The following is a 17505-nucleotide window of genomic DNA, read 5'->3' as shown; positions in this document are numbered from 1 at the left end:
ACTTCGATGCGATGCGAAGGATCACCGCCGCCGACATCTACAAGGCCGGTTGTCTTGCCGCCTCGATCAGCAGGAGAGCGGACGGCAGCACCGAATTCCGTTACACCCCTGGGTATTCTGGGGATGCAATCGCTACGACTTTGCCGCTCGGTGCCGACCCGGTTATCAGCAGATCCGGGTCGGTGCCGCCGTTCTTCGCTGGCCTGTTACCGGAAGGACACCGCTTGACCGTGCTTCGTCGTGCGGTCAAGACCAGCGCTGATGACGAACTCAGTCTGCTACTCGCGGTCGGCGCCGACGCACCAGGCGACGTTCAGATCTTCCCCACCGGTGCCGAACCAGTTGACGCTCCCGCGCTTGTCGACTGCATGTCAGCCGAGGAGCTCGAATTCGACTGCCTCGTAGACGATGTCGACCGACAGTCGATCCCAGGTGTCCAGAACAAGGCAAGCGCGTCGATGATCAGCACACCGATCGCCGCGGGATTCGGCCGATTCATCCTGAAGCTATCGCAGTCGGGATACCCGCACCTGATCGAGAACGAAGCCGCGCATCTGGCGGCGGCCCGCACATTGAAGTTGGCGGTCGCTGATTCGAATCTCGTGCACGATAAGTCCGGCCTGCCAGGGCTGCTCGTCCGCCGTTTCGACCGTGTCCACGAGGGAGACACGTGGCGTCGTCTCGCGTTCGAGGATGCCACCCAAGTGCTCGGGTTGCCGCCCGCATCGAAGTACAACGTCGATTCGGTCCAGGTGGTCGGAGCGCTGGTCGGCATAGTGGGCGCCCCGCTGCTCGCAGCACGAAATCTCTACTTGCAGTTCCTGTTCGCATGGTTGACCGGCAATGGCGACCTGCATGGCAAGAACATCGGGGTACTGCGGGACAGCGTGGGGCGCTGGGATATCGCGCCGATTTACGACATTCCATGCACCCTGGTCTACGACGACGACTCGATGGCGCTACCGATCGCCGGACGAACCAAGAATCTACGTGCGAAGCACTGGACCGAATTCGCCGCAGAAATCGGGGTACCCACCAAAGCCGCGAAGTCGGCGCAACAACTCGCGCTCCGCGCCGCCACGGCGGTCGATCTCGATCAGCTCCGGATAGCCGGTTCGCCGTTGAACCGAACTCGACGTGAACTCCGGCTTCGCCGAGGAGAATTGGAGCAAGCGCTCGACGCGTGACGGGGCAAGCCGAACGACGAAAGCCCCGCCGGAAGCGGGGCATTCGTTCGGTAGGCGTTGGGTCAGTCGGCCGGGGTTGCTGCCGGTTGTGCTCGCGCGTCCATCTTGTCCATCAGACGGCGACCGAGGTTGTGGAAGGGCTTCTCGATCGTGTGGTAGGTCAAAGTCGCGAGAGCGATCGAGCCGATCACCCAGGTGCACCAGGTGAGCCAGGCTGCGGATATCCCGAGTACCGATGTTGTCCACGGGTTTATCGCGCCGAGCACAAGGGCGTGCATGAGGTAGAGCGAGAAACTGATCCGCCCCAGGAACAGCAAGGGCCGCGGGAAGGAGTACTTGCGCAACAGCAGTGCGACAGCGAACAGCAGGTAAGCGCAGATCATGGTGACGGCTTCCTTCCACCAGGGGATCCACACGCCGGTCGACGGGTCCAGATGTGGCTGTTCGACGACGAATTTGAACGCGAGGATCACGCATGCGGCCAACCCGAACATTCGCCAGCCGAGCGCGGTGCTGATCTCGCCCGCCGTCATTCGGTAGAGCACCGTACCGACGAACATCGTGGCGAAGATCGTGGCGGAGTACGCAGACGGACCGGGTTGGTTGAGAACCAACGGGACGGCGATCGCTGCGAGCAGGACCGCTGCGACGGCCGAGCGTCTTGCGGTTGCACGGCGAGCGAAGAACACCGCGACGGCCACTGTCGCTATTACGACCGTCAGGCGACTGGCAAGGCTCGACTCTGGGCCATTGACCATCGCGACCGGCAAAAACAGTGCGGCGACGATCGAGCCGATCGCGAGGACGGCCAGCGGCACCGATCGCCGGTTGAGCCCACCGAGGAACAACAGCGACACGAACAGGTAGAACACCAGCTCGTAGGACAGCGTCCACGCGGCCCCGATCACCTGAGTATCCGGTGGGCCGAGGAAGAACTGCGCCATGGTGACATTCGTGAGAATGTGCCATCCGGGGTCGGCCAGAAAGCCCGCTTGCAGACCGAACCGGCCGACGGAATGCAGGATCATCGCCGCGATCAGACAGCCCCAGAACAGTGGGAACAGTCTGAAGAACCGGCCGACCCAGAACGCGCCGAGCGAACGCCCTCGCTCCAATGATGCGGGGATGATGAAGCCGCTGACGATAAAGAAGACAAAGACCCCGAACATCCCGGCCCCGAAATATGACGACGAGAACCGTGCGTATTCAGGCCACAGTCGCTCCCCACAATGCCCGATCACCACCGCCAAAGCCGCCAAACCCCGGAGCGCATCCAGAAACTCGAACCGGCCACCACGGGTACGTACTTTTTCTTCGACCGGTGCTACCGGATCGAAAACCGCTTCATCAGATTTCGTCACACCACACCGCGAAGAGTTCGAACAAGGACAACCACACGCATAGCAAGTGATCCTAGCGCCGGCCGACCGCGGCGACCGGGCGCAGCAGCACTGGGCATGAAATGACGTATACCCAGTTCATCGCGGGTCCCACACTCCCTGAACTCTCACCGTCGACGACGACCCCGCGGGCAGCGAATCACTCGGGATCCGGTGCCCTGGTGTGGTTGTCGCCGACATCTCGAATACAACAAGGCCCGCACACCCCCCTGGAGTGTGCGGGCCTTGTCGAGGAGACCTCAGCGCAAGGTGGCGGTGAGGTGGGGGTAGCCCTTTTTGGGGTGCAGGATGGAGAGGTCCCAGCCGGATCCGACCTGGTCGGCGTAGATGTTCACCGAGGACGGGAGGAAGATCGGCTTGCCGAATTTGACCGCGTAGGTGGCCTTTTCGGGAACGCGGCCCTCGATGGTGCTGAGGATCGCGGCGGCGGACCACATGCCGTGGGCGATGGTCTGGGGGAAACCCATTGCCTTGGCGCCGATTCCGGAGACGTGGATCGGGTTGTGGTCACCGGAGGCGGCGGCGTAGCGGTTGATCATCTTCTGATCGACGCGCTGCACGCGCAGCGGGGGCGGCGGGACCTCGTCGGCGGGAGGTGCCGACTTGGGGCCGCCCGAGAGTGACGTGCGCTGCTGGTGCAGGAAGGTGGTCACCTGGCGCCAGACGAGTTCCCGGCCGACGCTGATCTCCGTGATCGCGTCCACCAGAAGGCCTTTCGGGTGTTCGCGGAGGTTCTCGATATGGGCGGAGAAATCGAGGGGCTCGGCGACCGAGATCTCGCGGGTGCGTTCGATGACGTTCTCGAAGTGCACCGAACCGATCGCGCTGAACGGGAAATCCCGTGCGACTACCAGTTGCATCGCCAGCGGGAACGCCAGGATGAACGGGTAGGTCAGCGGCAGGGTGTCGCTGAAACGCAGGCCGGTGGCATGGCAGTAGGCGGCCAGGTGGTCGGGGTCGACCCGCACGCCTTCGAGGACTACTCGACGGTCGGGCAGGGTCGGCTTGCGAGCCGACAGCGGAGCGGGCAGCGGGATGGCGCCCAGCGCGGCCTTGGCGTACAGGCCGCCGTTGCGGGGAACCTCGGTGAGGGTGATGGTCTGGGTCATCAGGCGCCGATCAGGCTCTGACCGCAGACGCGAACCACGTTGCCGCTCACCGCGTTCGACGCGGGGCTCGCGAAGTAGGCGATGGTCTCGGCGACGTCGATCGTCTGGCCGCCCTGCAGCAGCGAGCTCATCAGACGACCCGCCTCACGGGTACCGACCGGGATGGCGGCGGTCATCGCGGTCTCGATGAAGCCCGGCGCCACCGCGTTGATGGTGATGCCCTTCGCGGCCAGCAGCGGGGACTCGGCGTCGACCATGCCGATGACGCCAGCCTTGGAGGTGCCGTAGTTGGTCTGGCCACGGTTGCCCGCGATGCCCGCGATGGAGGACACGTCGATCACGCGGCCACCTTCCTTGAGCACACCCTTGGCGACGAGGCCGGAGGTGATCCGGTGCGGTGCGGCGAGATTCACGTTGATGACCGAGTTCCAGCGACCATCGTCCATGTTGGCGAGCAGCTTGTCGCGGGTGATACCGGCGTTGTGCACGACGATGTCGATGCCACCGAAACGCTCGACGGCGAACTCGGCCAGCCGCTCGGCGGCGTCGGCGGCGGTGACGTCCAGGGCCAGCGCGGTGGCGCCGATCTTGTTCGCGGTGTCGGACAGCGCCTCGCCCGCGGCGGGGATGTCGGCGACGATCACGGTGGCGCCGTCACGGGCGAACACCTCGGCGATGGTGGCGCCGATACCGCGCGCGGCACCGGTGACCACGGCGACCTTGCCCGCGAGGGGCTTGTCCCAGCTGGCAGGGGCGACGGAGTCGCCGGAACCGACGCGGATGACCTGGCCGTCGACGAAGGCCGACTTGCCCGAGAGCAGGAAGCGCAGGGTGGACTCGAGGCCGGTCGCGGTGGCGCCCGCTTCGGGGTGCACGTAGACGAGCTGGCCGGTGGCGCCGCGCAGCAGCTCCTTGGCGATCGAACGGGTGAAGCCCTCGAGCGCGCGCTGGGCGATCTGCTCGTCGACCGAGCCGACCAGTTCGGGGGTGGTGCCGAGAACCACGACACGGCCCGAAGGGGCGAGGTTGCGCATGGCGGGCTGGAAGAACTCGAACAGCTGGGCGAGCTTGTCGATCGAGTCGATGCCGGTGGCGTCGAAGACCAGCGCGCCGTACTTGGTGCCCGAGTCGAGCGAGTCCGCGACGGTGTAATCCGACAGCAGCGCGCGGACCGGCTCGGCCAGGCGGCCCTTGCCACCGAGCAGGACCGGGCCCGGCAGAGCGGGCTCGCCCGCCTTGTAGCGGCGCAGCTCAGCAGGCTGCGGGAGGCCCAGCTTGCTCGCGAGGAACGCGCCGGGGGCGGAGTGGATGAAAGATCCGTAGAGGTTCGGTGCACCCTTGCTCTTGGCTGCCACTGTTCCTACCTTCTCTGTGCTCGACGAGTTGTGTGACCGTGCTCCGCCCAGTGTCCCCCGTGTGAGCGCACACTTGCGGGTACGGTGTCGACAACGAACTTACTCCGGAGTAAGTTTAATGTAAACCGATACGACGCTGTACCCGCACGGGGGCCTGTTCCACCGGCCGGCGTTACCCGGAACCGACGAGACCATGGAGAACTCGAGTGACAAGCAAAGCCCGCTCGGCGACCGCCAAGGCTGCAGCTAACACTGCCAAGGCCGCCAAGACCCAGCGCCCGGTTGCCATCGTTGGCGGCAACCGCATCCCGTTCGCGCGCTCCGATAAGGCGTACGCGAAGGCGTCCAACCAGGACATGTTCACCGCCGCCATCGATGGTCTGGTCAGCCGGTTCGGCCTGCAGGGCGAACGGCTCGGCATGGTTGTCGGCGGCGCGGTCCTCAAGCGTGTCGGCGAGCACAGCCTGGTCCGCGAGAGCGTGCTCGGCTCGAAGCTCTCGCCCTACACCCCGGCCCACGACCTGCAGCTCGCCTGTGGCACCGGCCTGCAGTCGATCGTCACCGTCGGTGACGCGATCGCCCTCGGCCGGATCGAGTCCGGCATCGGCGGCGGCGCCGACACCACCTCCGATGCGCCGATCGGCGTGAGCGAGGACATGCGCGAGTGGATGCTCACCGCCAACCGCGCCAGGACCACCAAGGACAAGCTCAAGCTGGTCGGCCAGCTGCGTCCCTCGATGCTCGGCATCGAGATCCCGAAGAACGCCGAGCCGCGCACTGGGCTGTCGATGGGTGAGCACGCTGCCATCACCGCCAAGGAATTCGGCGTCGCCCGCGAGGCGCAGGACGAGCTGGCCTACCTCTCGCACAAGAACATGGCGGCCGCCTACGACCGTGGCTTCTTCGACGACCTGATCACCCCGTTCCTCGGCCTGACCCGCGACGACAACCTGCGTCCCGGCTCGACCGTGGAGAAGCTGTCGACCCTGAAGCCGGTGTTCGGCGTCAAGGCCGGCGAGGCCACCATGACCGCGGGCAACTCGACCCCGCTCACCGATGGCGCGTCGGCGGTGCTGCTGTCCACCGACGAGTGGGCCACCGAGCACAAGCTGCCAGTGCTCGCGCACCTGGTCGACTCCGAGGTCGCCGCGGTCGATTACATCCACGGCCCCGACGGTCTGCTGATGGCGCCCACCTACGCGGTGGCGCGCCTGCTGGCCCGCAACGGCCTGACCCTGCAGGACTTCGACTACTACGAGATCCACGAGGCCTTCGCCTCCGTGGTGCTGGCCACCCTGGCCGCGTGGGAGTCCGACGCCTACTGCAAGGAGCGCCTCGGCCTCGACGCCGCGCTCGGCTCCATCGACCGCAGCAAGCTCAACGTCAACGGCTCCTCGCTCGCCGCGGGCCACCCGTTCGCCGCGACCGGCGGCCGCATCGTCGCCTCGACCGCGAAGATGCTGGCGGAGAAGGGCTCCGGCCGCGCGCTGGTCTCCATCTGCGCCGCGGGCGGCCAGGGCGTGGTGGCGATCATCGAGCGCTAGTCCGCACTGATCACAGCGACGGCGGGTGGTTTCCGGTTATCCGGAGACCACCCGCCGTTCGTTGTCAGACCTCAGCGGCACATCGGGTTCGGATGCGGCTCGGCGGACGCCCACGGACCGCAGATGATGAATTTAAGAATGCCGAGCGGAAGGTCCACCAGCGCGGAACCGGTTCCGGCGGAACCCAATTCGGCGACGACGGCCGGTTGGGCGGGAGCGGCGAGCGCGGGTGACGCGCCTGCCGCGATACCGGCGACAGCCGCGGTCGCGACCAGGATTCGGATCATTCGACGATGCATAACAAGCCTTTCGAGGGGAAATCTGAGCAAAGCTAATAACCACATCGGGTGCCTCGACGCGATCGTTATCCATAGATTCCGGGGGCTTGACTACCTGAATTCCCCAGTGCTAGAAGACATTCGAATGTCAGCTCGCACCGATAGCCGCGGCGAGAAGTGGCCAGGATTTGTGTAGATCTTGTTCCCAATACTGCCAGGTATGGGTGCCGGCGGAGCGAAATTCGGTGTGGGCGGGGATGTTCAGCTCCGCGAGGCGGGCGGCCAGGCGCTGGGTGCACAGGTTGGCGGCCGCCTCGATGGCGCCGCCGAGGAGGATCTGGTCGGTCATGCCGATGACCTTTCCCGGCGTCGCACCGGGCGGGAGAGTTTCGGCGGGGCCGGGCAGACCGTTCGCGCTGGAGAGGTAGATCGCCTTGCCGCGCAGCCGTTCCGCATTGAGATAGGCGTCGTTCGCACGCCAGGCCGGGTCGCCGGGTTGGCCCCACATGTTGGCCGGGTCGGCTCCGCCACGGGCGAGAACGAGGTCGATGTAGGCGCGGCCCATCGGGTCGTCGACCGAGGCGCAGCCACTGTAGGCCCCGACGGCGCGGTAGCGATCCGGGGCGGCGATAGCCAGGTTGAGCACCGCTGTGGCCGACATCGACAGGCCCGCGATGGCATTCACGCCGGTGGTGTTCAGGGTGGCGTCGATGATCGGCGGGAGTTCCTCGGCGAGGAAGGTCTGCCACTTGTTGCGGCCGAGCTTCGGATCGTCGCGCTGCCAGTCGGTGTAATACGAGAAGGCGCCCGCGGCGGGCGTGACGACGTTGACGTTCTTGTCGGCGAAGAACTGCACGATGTCGGTCTGGTTGTACCAGTTCGCGATGTCCTCGCCGCCGCCCGCGCCGTTGAGCAGGTACAGGGTCGGCCGTGGCGCGCTGGTGTCGTGCGGCGTGATGACCCGCAGCGGGATCACCCGGTCCATCGACGCGGAGTACACGTGCAGCGTCTGTTGCCGCTGGCCGGGTCGTTCGATCCGATCCAGCTTCGATCCGTCCGCACCGGCGGTCCCGATCGAAGCGACCGACACCGCGATGACAGCGAGCGCGGTCAGCACTGTCCGCATACAGGTGAACACGAATCCTCACAGAGTTCGAAACGAATGACGCCACAAAGAGAATGGTGCGCCGGGACGGCAGCGCGAGAGACGTCCCGGCGCACCACGCGCTACGCGATCAGCTACCGATCAGATTGCGCAGCACGTCGGAGATGATGTCGCTCAGCGAGCCGGTGGAGCTCAGCTGGCCATCATCGGAACCGAGCCCGTTGTCACCGAGGCTGCCGATCACGGTCTCGCCCGCGTTGGCGCCACGTGCGGTGAAACAGGCGGTGAGGCCGGGCATTTCATTGCTGACGCCGACGGTGCCCGCCACCCCGACGCCACCACTGGTGACCATCTGGCCCACCTTGATGTCGCTCGGCACCGGGTAGGTAATGGTCATGGTGACCGGGTTGCCGGAGTTGACGAACCAGCCGGTGCTCGTCACCTTCCAGCCGCCCGCGTTGGGCTCGGCGGTGACGTCCTCGGTGACCTGGCCGCCGACCGCGTGATAGGCGGTGATGGTGGTCTTGATCGGCGCCCCGAAGCCGACCGGCGGGAAGTCGGTGATGGTGTTGACGTACGGGTTGCCGATTCCGGTGGTCCCGACGATCACCTTGTAGGTGACCGAGGTGCCGACGCCGATCTGCTCGGCGCTGGCGATCTTGTCGTAGACGTGGGTGACGCCGACGGTGCTCGCATCTTTCTTCTGCGCGTGGGTGCTCACCGCACAGTCGGCGGCGGCGGCAACGCCGGATCCAAGGCCGACACCGACACCGGCGACGACCAGAGCGGTGGTGGCGACGCCCGCGGCGATACGCGAAGTCCGGAACATGATTTCCTCCAAAGCCCCGGCGAGACGGCCGGGACTACTTCCTCATCAGGTGGGCTGTCCCCCCCCTCTGACCACAAGGTATAGGTCAGGCTGGACGCTTGTCCTGGAAAATAGGAACGTGTTCTTATTTTGTGGAACATCGTTGTTTTACTCTTGGAGGCGGGTAGCATCCGAGGATTTTCGGTCATCCGAATCGATCCGAAAACGCGACAACCGGCCTCCGTCTGGCGACGAAAACCGGTTGCGGGGCGTATAGGGGGCTACTTCTGCGGCAGCTCATTGTGGCCACCGAACGCCTTGCGGAATATGCGCGTCTGGCTACTTCTGCGGCAGCTCATTGTGGCCACCGAACGCCTTTCGCATGGCGGAGAGCATCTTGTCGGCGTACAGGGCTTGGCCGCGGGAGGAGAAGCGCTGGTAGAGGGCGGCGGAGAGGATCGGGACGGGGACCGCGGTGTCGATCGCGGCGTCGACGGTCCAGCGACCTTCGCCGGAGTCGGAGACGCGGCCACCGTAGGAGTCCAGGTCGGGGTCGGCGACCAGGGCCGATGCGGTGAGATCGAGGAGCCAGGAGGCGACGACCGAACCGCGACGCCACACCTCGGTGATGGCCGGGATGTCCAGGTCGTACATGTAGTACTCGGGGTGCTCCATCGGCGTCTCCTCGGCGGAGTGCTCACCGTGCAGATACGCCGAGCCCGCGTTGGCGTGCTTCAGGATGTTGAGACCCTCGGCGTAGGCGCCCATCGCGCCGTATTCGATGCCGTTGTGCACCATCTTCACGAAGTGGCCCGCACCGTGCGGACCGCACAGCAGGTATCCCTTCTCCGCCTGCGACGGCTCCCCGGTACGCCCAGGGGTGCGTGGGGCCGATTCGTAGCCGGGGGCGATGGTCTCCAGCAGCGGCTCGAGGTAATCGACCTGGGCCTTGTTCCCGCCGATCATCAGGCAGTAGCCGCGCTGTAGGCCGAACACGCCTCCCGAGGTGCCGATGTCGAGGTAGTGAATGCCCTTGGGCTCCAACGCCTTCGCGCGCTTGATGTCCTCATGGTAACGGCTGTTACCACCGTCGATGATGATGTCGCCGGGCTCGAGCAGCTCGGCGACGTTCTCGATCACCGCACCGGTGGCACCGGCGGGGATCATCACCCACACCACGCGGGGCACCTCGAGCCTGCCGATGAACTCGGCCAGGTCGGTCGTGCCGCTGAACTTGTCGCCGAGCTCGGCTTCCAGCTCGGGAATGGGGCCTTGGTGGCGCTCGTAGCCGACGGCCGTGTGCCCGTCGCGCACGATCCGGCGCACGATATTGGCGCCCATCCGGCCGAGGCCGATCATTCCCAGCTGCATCAGTTCTCCTCGCTGTCCGCACCCCGTGGTGTCGATTCTCACGTCGATTGTCTCGCGAGCTCGAGACGCGACGAAGGGCGGGCGTCGCCCCACCCGCCGAAATTCTTCCGAATGGGCTGTAACGCCCCGCTCCGGGCCACGATAAACAGATCGGCTCCGTGTAGTTGCCAGACCCCCGACCCGGCAACTACACGGAGCCTTTCCGCTGCCTAGTAAGCTGTCAGACCCCGATCCGTCATCCACACGGAGCGTTTACATAGTCCCCACCCGGTTGCCGAGCTGCCGAGCGCGCCGAAGCGCGTTACCCTCGGGCCGGACCCCGCAAACATCGGGGCCAACCTAACGGAAGGACCTCCGTGCCCAGCGAGTCGACCGCCGGACAACCGGCCGACCGAAGGGGCGAGGTCGGATTACGCAAGCTGCTCGATTCAAATCGCACTTTCGATCCGGACACCACCGCCCTCACCCAGCCTTTGACCACCGTGACCCGCGATCGCTGGTCACCCACTCCCGGCCCGGCAGGCGCACAGCCGCCGACCCCGCCGGACAACCAGCAGCTGGTCAAGCGGGTCGGGATCGCGGTCGGCGCCGTGCTGGCCGTCGGCACCGCCGCCTACCTGGCCGACCTCGCGTTGAGCACGGGTGAGGTGGCGCGCGGCGTCGTCGTCGCCGGTATCGAGATCGGCGGGATGGATCAGGCCGAAGCCGACGCCCTGCTCCACACCGAGCTCGGACCCAAGGCCGAACGACCGCTACCTGTGCGGATCGGTGACGTGCAGGCGAGCATGGTGCCCGCCGCCGCCGGTCTGTCGGTGGACTACGACCGCACCTGGGCCGCGGTCGGCAGCCAGCCGCTGAACCCGGTGAGCCGGCTGATCTCACTGTTCGGTACCCGCGAGGTGCCGGTGGCGAGCATCGTCGACACCGCGGCCCTCGACGCACAGCTCGCGGATTTCCGCGTACACGACAATCCGACCGTCGAAGGCACGGTGCGGTTCGAGAACGGCAGGCCCGTCGCGGTCGCGCCGGTACCGGGCCGGGTGCTCGACACCGACGGCGCGCGAGCCACCATCACCGAGCGGTGGGCCGCCAGCAGCGAGCTGGATCTGCCCGTGGTTGCCGCACCCGTCGCCGTGCGGATCGATGCCGTGCAGGCGGCGTTGCGCGATATCGCGACACCGGCCGTCGCGTCACCGATCACTGTGTCCGGCAAGGACGTTCAGGGATCGCTGACCACCGATCAGATCGCCGATGTGCTCGGTTTCGTGCCCGACGGCAACGGCGGGCTGGCACCCCAGATCGACAACGACGCCGTGATCGCCCTGCTCGCACCGCAATTGGCGAAGTCCGAGGTGGAACCCAAGGACGCCACCTTCACCGTCGTCGGGGGCAAGCCGACCGTCGTGCCCGCCGTGGTCGGCGAGAAGGTCGACTGGCCCAAGACGCTGGAGAAGCTGCCCGCCCTGCTCACCCAGCCGGGTCCGCGCACCAGCCCGGTGGTGTATCAGCGCATCGAGCCCAAGCTCACCACCGAGGCCGCCAGTGCGCTCGGGGTCAACGAGAAGATCGGCGAGTTCACCACCGGCGGCTTCAGCGGACCCTCCGGGGTGAACATCCGCACGGTCGCCGCCAAGGTCGACGGTGCGGTGATCAAGCCGGGAGATACGTTCTCGCTCAACGGGTTCACTGGTCCGCGCACCACCGCGGAAGGCTATGTGGAGTCCGGCATCATCGACCACGGCAGGCCGAGTACCGCGGTCGGCGGCGGCATCAGCCAGTTCGCCACCACGCTCTACAACGCGGCCTACTTCGCCGGGATGGAAGACGGCGGACACACCGAGCACAGCTACTACATCTCGCGCTACCCGGCCGCACGGGAAGCGACCGTGTTCGACGGCGCGATCGACCTGGCGTTCCGCAATACCGGCACGACCGGTGTCTACATTCAGGCGGTCGCCACCGGATCCGAGATCACCGTGCGGTTGTGGGGCACCAAAACCGTGAACGTGGAATCGATTACGGGTGAGAAGTCGAAGCCGACCGAGCCCAATGAGGTCGTCCTGCCCAAGGGCAAGGACTGCATCGCCTCCGAGGGTGCGCCCGGCTTCACCATCTCCGACACCAGGGTGATCACCGATGCCAAGTCCGGCACCCAGGTGTCGCGACACACGCGGACCGTGAAGTACGACCCGATCCCGGTCGTCAAGTGCGAGTAAGGGTTCAGCGTTGAGAGGCTCGCGCGAGCAGGCGGATTCGCCACCGCGCGAGCCTTTTTCGTCAGCAGCTACAGTCGCAACCGCAACTGTCGCAACCGCAACCGCTGCAGCAACCGTCCTCGCCGCAGCAACCACCGCAGCACTCACCGCAATCGCAGCAACTACCGCAATCGCAGCGCTTGGCCCAGGCATCCTTTTTCTCGCCGGTACACGGGCTGGTGTGGTCGAAACAGCAGGCCAGACCGGTGCAATAGATGCCCATGACCACACCGAGCGTCTCGAACGGACCGGGCCGGTTCGGTCGCTGTTCGGGCGGGGACGGGAATTCGTACGGCGAACGCTGTTGCGCCGTGACGGAAGCGCGGCAGACGTGGCCGACCACGATGCCCAGACCTTTGCCGAGGTTTCGCAGCAGGCTCGCCAGCGGATCGAGCAGCGCCCAGCGCACGGTCGGCAGCTGGTCGAGTTCGGTCTCGGCCGCGACCTGCCGAATTCGGGACTCGCTCTCGCGCAACAGATCATAGGCGCGGGGCATATCGGTGCCGGTGGCCTCGAGCGGATTGAAACGGCCGCGCGCTCGGTCGCGCTCGAGGTCTTCGATGGCATCGGCCAGATGCGCGATTCGGCCGACGTGACGCCCGATCTCCTGCAGGGCCGCAACGTTTTCCGGTCGACCGGCCAGCGTCGCGGTGTGGCCGAAGAGAGTGGCGGCACAGAGCTGCGTCGGCCCGGTGAGTTCGTCGAGAGTGATCACTTCGACCATCGACGGCGACAAATCCCGCCGTGCCCCAACGGAATCCGACGCATCGATCGCAGCCGGAAGTGCCGGATCGGACGCACCAACGGCGGCCGAGACTGCGCGCAGTTCGGTCGACGACCGCGCCGCGCGCGCTTCCACCGCGCCCTGGGTGGCGATCGCCGCGAGCAGCGGTGCCACATCGAGGCCGATCTGTGCGGCCTGCCGCTGCGCACGTGCCGCCCAAGTGCTCGAAACCTTGCGCATCGGCCGGCGGGCGAAGGCGGCGGCGTCACCGTCCTCGACATGATCGCCGATCTTGGCCGCGCCCAGCAACAGTGACGCCGTGGCAGCCAGCTGCACGCCCGGCGAACTCGCGGCGACCACCGAAGCGCGCTTCATCCCCCGCAGCGGACACGGGCCCGCGGTCGTGCGCGCACCCGCACCCGACTGCGCCTCGGTGAGCACACTGAGCACGATCGCATCGGTATTCGTCGCGGCACGGGCCAACTGACCGTGCCCGTCACGCAGACCCAGACACAGCCCGCACATATGTGCCTGCCACTGCCCCGGATCGATGCCGTATTTCGCCGCACCGTGCGCACACGGCTTCAACACACCGAACACTGATATCCGCCTGTCGTAACGCCTGCCGAGCTCAGGCGCACAGGGCCGGAGCGAAAGGCGCGGGAGAACGCCTAACCCTGCACCCTCGCAGCCGGAGGGGACGACCGCAACCGCTACTCGGACTTCTTGCGCCCGGCCAGACCGCGCCAGGCGAGATCGTCGAGCAGGTCGACCGCCTCCGCTACTTCGATCCGCCCGCTCGCGACCCGGTCGGCGATGGCCTCGCCCGCGCCGATCACCGCCGCCGCGACGACCTCGAAATTGGTACCGGGGTCGGCGTTCTTGGCACTGGATTCCAGCAGCTTCGCGGTGAGTTCGATGACGCGCTCACGGGCATTGTCGATTTCCGAGGCGAAAGTTTGCTGACCGATCGCCTGACGGTAGAGGACCTGCCAGGACTGCCGGTTGCGGTCGACAAAATCGAGGAAGCCCTCCAGTGCGGTGCGAACCTGCTCGTGGGGGGTCAGCTGCGGGTTACCCGCGGGCGCGACGGCCTCGATGAAACGTAGACCCTCGCGCTGGATGCAGGCGCGGAAGAGTTCGTCCTTGGAGCCGTAGTACAGGTAGAGCATGGGTTTGGAGATCTTCGCCTCGGCGGCGATGGCATCCATCGACGTGTCATGGAAGCCTTTGCGCGCGAACACCTCGACAGCGGCATCGAGCATCTGCTGCTCGCGAACCGCCCGGGGAAGTCGCTTGGTCCCGCCTGCCATCCACTCTCCTACCGCAGGGTGAACCACCTATCTTACTTGAAGGTAAGTTAACCCGCGCTCATTTGCCGCACAGTCGCCGGGTGCGATCAGCAGCCCAGCGCTACGCCCTTGTAGCGCGCCATCCGCAGTACGGAAGTGTCGACCCGGTCGGCGGGCAGTTTGCCACTCGCGACCGACTGTTCCAAACGGTCGAGTACCTGCGGCACCGCATCGGTACTGATCCACAGGGCATTGTCGGCGCCCGCGACGAGCGTGGCCTCGACCGCCTCGGCGATGGACATGCGGGCGGTGATGGCGGCCATGCCACTGAGATCGTCGGTGAAGATCGGGCCGTCGAACGGCGGGGCACCGTAGCCCTTGCCCTCGCGCAGCAGCGTCATCACGGCCGGGCTGATGCTGGCGGGCACGTCGGGTTCGGTCAGGCCGGGGACGTCGAGGTGACCGACCATCACCGCCGCGCCGGAGTTCACCAGGTCGCGGAACGGCACCAGGTCGGAGTCCTGCAACTGATCCAGGGGTGGGGTGGTCACGGCGCCGGTGTGCGAGTCGCCGGAACCGGAACCGTGGCCGGGGAAATGCTTGATGACCGAGCCGAGGCCCACCTCGTTGGACGCGCGAATGTAGGCGCCGGCGAATTCGGAGACGACCTTCGGGTCGTCGCTGTAGGAGCGGTCGCCGATCACGCTGTCGGCGGGCTGGCTGCTCACATCGGCATCGGGCGCGAAATTGACAGTGACGCCGACGTCCTTCAGTGCCTTCGACCTGGTCAGGGTGAACTGGTAGTACTCCTGGGGCGACATGGTCTGCGCGACCTCGCGGGCCGACGGCGCGGCGCCGATCACGTTCTTCGCGCGCGAGACCCGCCCGCCTTCTTCATCGATGGTCACCATCAACGGCACCTTGGCCTGCGCTTTCACCGCGTCCAGTGCCGTCTTGTCCAGCAGGCTCGGATCGGTCCAGCTGCCGACGAAGATGCCGCCCACCTGCTCCGAACTCACCACGTTCGAGGCATCCGCCGAACCGGTGATGCCGACAGTCAACAACTGGGCGAGCTTCTCTCGCTGGGAGAGTTTGGCGAGATAGTCCGCGCCACAATTGCTTTGGGTCGGTGTTGCCGAGGCCGGATCCCCGGCGGCCGACGGGGCAGCCACTGCGCTGCTACTCGCCGCGGGCGACGTCTCGTTAGACGAACCTCCCGAACAGGCGGTGGCAACGGCGGCGAGGACTGCGAACACGACCACAGGCGATTTCCGCATGCGCTCCACGGTAGCCCGCTCCGGCGCCAACCCCACCACTCCGGTTCGGATTGATACACCCCGTCCAGGGGTAATCTGATGAAAAAGCCGCTCCGACCAGCGCAGGAGGTCGTCATGGCATGCGATCGGATGCTCATCGCCTACGACGGTTCCGAACACGCCAAACGAGCCATCGAGTACGCGGGGCGGTTCCTGACCGCCGAACGCGCGATTCTGCTCACCGCGTGGGAACCGATGGTGCGCCAGGCCGCGCGCATCTCCGGGCTCGCCGGGGTGATGCAGCCGGACTGGGTGCCCGACGAGGAGGTGGAGGACATCGCCTACACCGATGCCCGCAAGATCAACGCCGAGGGCGTGCACCTGGCGAAACTGGCCGGAATCGACGCCGAGCCGCGCACCGCCGAGTGCACCACCACGATCTGGAACGCCATCGTGGATTGTGCCGATGAGCTCGACGTCGACATCATCGTCGCCGGTACGCGCGGTTCCACGGGGCTGCGCGCGCTGTTGCACAGCAGCGTCGCCGAAGCGGTGCTCAAGCACGGTCATCGGCCGGTCTTCCTGGTGCCGCCGGAGCAGTAGCGGTTCGTGGTGGCGCCGAGCAGTTGAGAGTTCGGTCGCTCTCCTGGATCGGGGCCACGGTCGCGGCGTTATGGTCGAAGAACCATGAACGAATTCCTGCTCGCTCGACCCGACGCGGTATTACGGACCTCGGGCGTGCGCGCGAGGTATTCGGATCCCCGGCAGGCGGCCGAGGCGTTGCGCCGGACCGCCGCCCCGAAGCTGATCGTCGGCGCGCTGCCGTTCGATCCGCGGGCGGCGGCCGCGCTCTGGCAGCCCGAGAGCGTGCTGCACACCGCGGGTCCGTGGCGGCCCGCCGCGCTGCCCGCTTTGCCCGGCGTGCGGGTAGTGGCCGAGATACCCAGTGCACCAGAGCATGTGGCGCGGGTGACGAAGCTGGTCGAGCAACTCGGCGACCCCGCGAACGAGCTGCGCAAGGTGGTGGCCGCGCGGTCGATGGTGCTCGAGGCCGACGCGCCGCTCGACCCGGAGGTGCTGGCCGGACACCTGCTCACCAGGCATCCGAATGCCGCCGTATACGCGGTCGAGCTGTCCGCGGCGGGGCGCGACGGCGAGACGCTGATCGGCGCGACGCCCGAAGTGCTGGTCGCACGGCACGGTGATCGCGTGAGTCTGCATCCGCTGGCAGGCACCCTCCCCCGCCTCGCCGACCCAGCCGATGACGCGGCGCAGGCTCGAGAGCTGTTGTCCAGCACCAAGAATCACGCCGAGCATGCCTTCGTGATCGAGTGGATCCGCCAACAACTGGCGCCGGTCTGCGCGGAGCTGCACATCCCCGACGCGCCCGAGCTTCTCAGCACCGAACAGGTCTGGCACCTGGCCACGCCCATCCACGGCGTGCTGCGCGATCCGTCGACCACCGCACTCGACCTGGCACTGCTGCTGCACCCGACGCCCGCCGTCAACGGCACGCCCTTCGCCGCCGCGCTCGACGCCATCACCACCGATGAACCGTGGCGCGGGTTCTATGGCGGGGCGGTGGGCTGGTGTGGCGACGACGGCGACGGCGAATGGGTCGTCGCGATTCGCGGCGGCGAACTATCGGCCGATCAGCGCGTTCTGCGCGCCAGCGCGGGCGGCGGGATCGTGGCTGCCTCCGATCCACTGGCCGAACTGGCCGAGACCACCGCCAAACTTCGCACCCTGCTCGGCGCGCTGCGTTGCGAGCTGCCCAACGACCGACTGAGCTCGATAGACCTGCTAGGTTGACCGGAGACA

At 66.7% G+C, this 17505-nt stretch carries 15 protein-coding genes; 5 read left to right on the top strand and 10 right to left on the bottom strand.

The features are described 5' to 3' along the window. The first annotated feature begins 11 nt into the window (after nt 1-11). The gene (locus tag ACFXKN_RS21305) at nt 12-1187 is read left to right on the top strand and encodes a type II toxin-antitoxin system HipA family toxin (RefSeq protein WP_378948248.1); all 1176 of its coding nucleotides are present in this window, start codon (nt 12-14) and stop codon (nt 1185-1187) included. Nucleotides 1188-1249: 62 nt separating this feature from the next. Here the strand turns inward: ACFXKN_RS21305 and ACFXKN_RS21300 are convergent, their stop codons facing one another. The 3 genes from ACFXKN_RS21300 to ACFXKN_RS21290 form a co-directional block, all read right to left on the bottom strand. Next, the gene (locus ACFXKN_RS21300; protein ID WP_378947929.1) at nt 1250-2548 is read right to left on the bottom strand and encodes an acyltransferase family protein; all 1299 of its coding nucleotides are present in this window, start codon (nt 2546-2548) and stop codon (nt 1250-1252) included. Between the two features lie 278 nt (nt 2549-2826). Then, a complete protein-coding gene (locus tag ACFXKN_RS21295; RefSeq protein ID WP_378947926.1) occupies nt 2827-3696 on the bottom strand; it encodes a MaoC family dehydratase in 870 nt (289 codons plus the stop codon). Further along, nucleotides 3696-5051, bottom strand: a complete 1356-nt coding sequence (locus ACFXKN_RS21290) for a 3-oxoacyl-ACP reductase (protein ID WP_378947923.1) — start codon at nt 5049-5051, stop codon at nt 3696-3698. The genes ACFXKN_RS21295 and ACFXKN_RS21290 overlap by 1 nt, the downstream gene beginning before the upstream one ends. 206 nt (nt 5052-5257) lie before the next feature. Between ACFXKN_RS21290 and ACFXKN_RS21285 the strand changes: the two genes are divergently transcribed. Beyond that, complete coding sequence (locus tag ACFXKN_RS21285; protein WP_378947918.1) at nt 5258-6595, top strand: acetyl-CoA C-acetyltransferase; 1338 nt, start codon at nt 5258-5260, stop codon at nt 6593-6595. A 71-nt stretch (nt 6596-6666) separates the two neighbouring features. Here ACFXKN_RS21285 and ACFXKN_RS21280 read toward each other — a convergent pair whose 3' ends face one another. From ACFXKN_RS21280 to gnd, 4 genes are all read right to left on the bottom strand, one after another. After that, a complete protein-coding gene (locus ACFXKN_RS21280; protein ID WP_378947913.1) occupies nt 6667-6882 on the bottom strand; it encodes a hypothetical protein in 216 nt (71 codons plus the stop codon). Nucleotides 6883-7021: 139 nt separating this feature from the next. Next, nucleotides 7022-7999 carry an alpha/beta hydrolase gene (locus ACFXKN_RS21275; protein ID WP_378947910.1) on the bottom strand — a complete coding sequence of 326 codons (978 nt, stop codon included), beginning with the start codon at nt 7997-7999 and terminating at the stop codon, nt 7022-7024. Between the two features lie 109 nt (nt 8000-8108). After that, a complete protein-coding gene (locus ACFXKN_RS21270) occupies nt 8109-8807 on the bottom strand; it encodes a hypothetical protein (RefSeq protein WP_378947907.1) in 699 nt (232 codons plus the stop codon). A 318-nt stretch (nt 8808-9125) separates the two neighbouring features. Then, nucleotides 9126-10157: a phosphogluconate dehydrogenase (NAD(+)-dependent, decarboxylating) gene (gene gnd, locus ACFXKN_RS21265; protein ID WP_378947903.1), complete on the bottom strand. Its 1032-nt coding sequence runs from the start codon at nt 10155-10157 to the stop codon at nt 9126-9128. Between the two features lie 356 nt (nt 10158-10513). Between gnd and ACFXKN_RS21260 the strand changes: the two genes are divergently transcribed. Beyond that, nucleotides 10514-12373 carry a VanW family protein gene (locus ACFXKN_RS21260; protein WP_378947900.1) on the top strand — a complete coding sequence of 620 codons (1860 nt, stop codon included), beginning with the start codon at nt 10514-10516 and terminating at the stop codon, nt 12371-12373. 61 nt (nt 12374-12434) lie between these two features. Here the strand turns inward: ACFXKN_RS21260 and ACFXKN_RS21255 are convergent, their stop codons facing one another. The 3 genes from ACFXKN_RS21255 to ACFXKN_RS21245 all read right to left on the bottom strand — a co-directional run bounded on the left by ACFXKN_RS21255 (nt 12435) and on the right by ACFXKN_RS21245 (nt 15705). After that, the gene (locus ACFXKN_RS21255; protein WP_378947897.1) at nt 12435-13736 is read right to left on the bottom strand and encodes a DUF5685 family protein; all 1302 of its coding nucleotides are present in this window, start codon (nt 13734-13736) and stop codon (nt 12435-12437) included. A gap of 113 nt (nt 13737-13849) precedes the next feature. Next, nucleotides 13850-14449, bottom strand: a complete 600-nt coding sequence (locus ACFXKN_RS21250) for a TetR/AcrR family transcriptional regulator (RefSeq protein ID WP_378947894.1) — start codon at nt 14447-14449, stop codon at nt 13850-13852. Between the two features lie 86 nt (nt 14450-14535). Continuing rightward, a complete protein-coding gene (locus ACFXKN_RS21245) occupies nt 14536-15705 on the bottom strand; it encodes a glycoside hydrolase family 3 N-terminal domain-containing protein (RefSeq protein ID WP_378947889.1) in 1170 nt (389 codons plus the stop codon). A 114-nt stretch (nt 15706-15819) separates the two neighbouring features. Here ACFXKN_RS21245 and ACFXKN_RS21240 point away from each other — a divergent pair, with 114 nt between their 5' ends. Together ACFXKN_RS21240 and ACFXKN_RS21235 are read left to right on the top strand one after the other, a co-directional pair. Continuing rightward, the gene (locus ACFXKN_RS21240) at nt 15820-16287 is read left to right on the top strand and encodes a universal stress protein (RefSeq protein WP_378947886.1); all 468 of its coding nucleotides are present in this window, start codon (nt 15820-15822) and stop codon (nt 16285-16287) included. Between the two features lie 84 nt (nt 16288-16371). Next, complete coding sequence (locus ACFXKN_RS21235) at nt 16372-17496, top strand: isochorismate synthase MenF (RefSeq protein ID WP_378947883.1); 1125 nt, start codon at nt 16372-16374, stop codon at nt 17494-17496. Nucleotides 17497-17505 lie beyond the last annotated feature (9 nt).

The sequence above is a fragment of the Nocardia sp. NPDC059195 genome (genome assembly GCF_042754695.1).
In the GTDB taxonomy this organism is placed as follows: domain Bacteria; phylum Actinomycetota; class Actinomycetes; order Mycobacteriales; family Mycobacteriaceae; genus Nocardia.
This window is presented reverse-complemented; position numbering and strand designations above follow the sequence as displayed.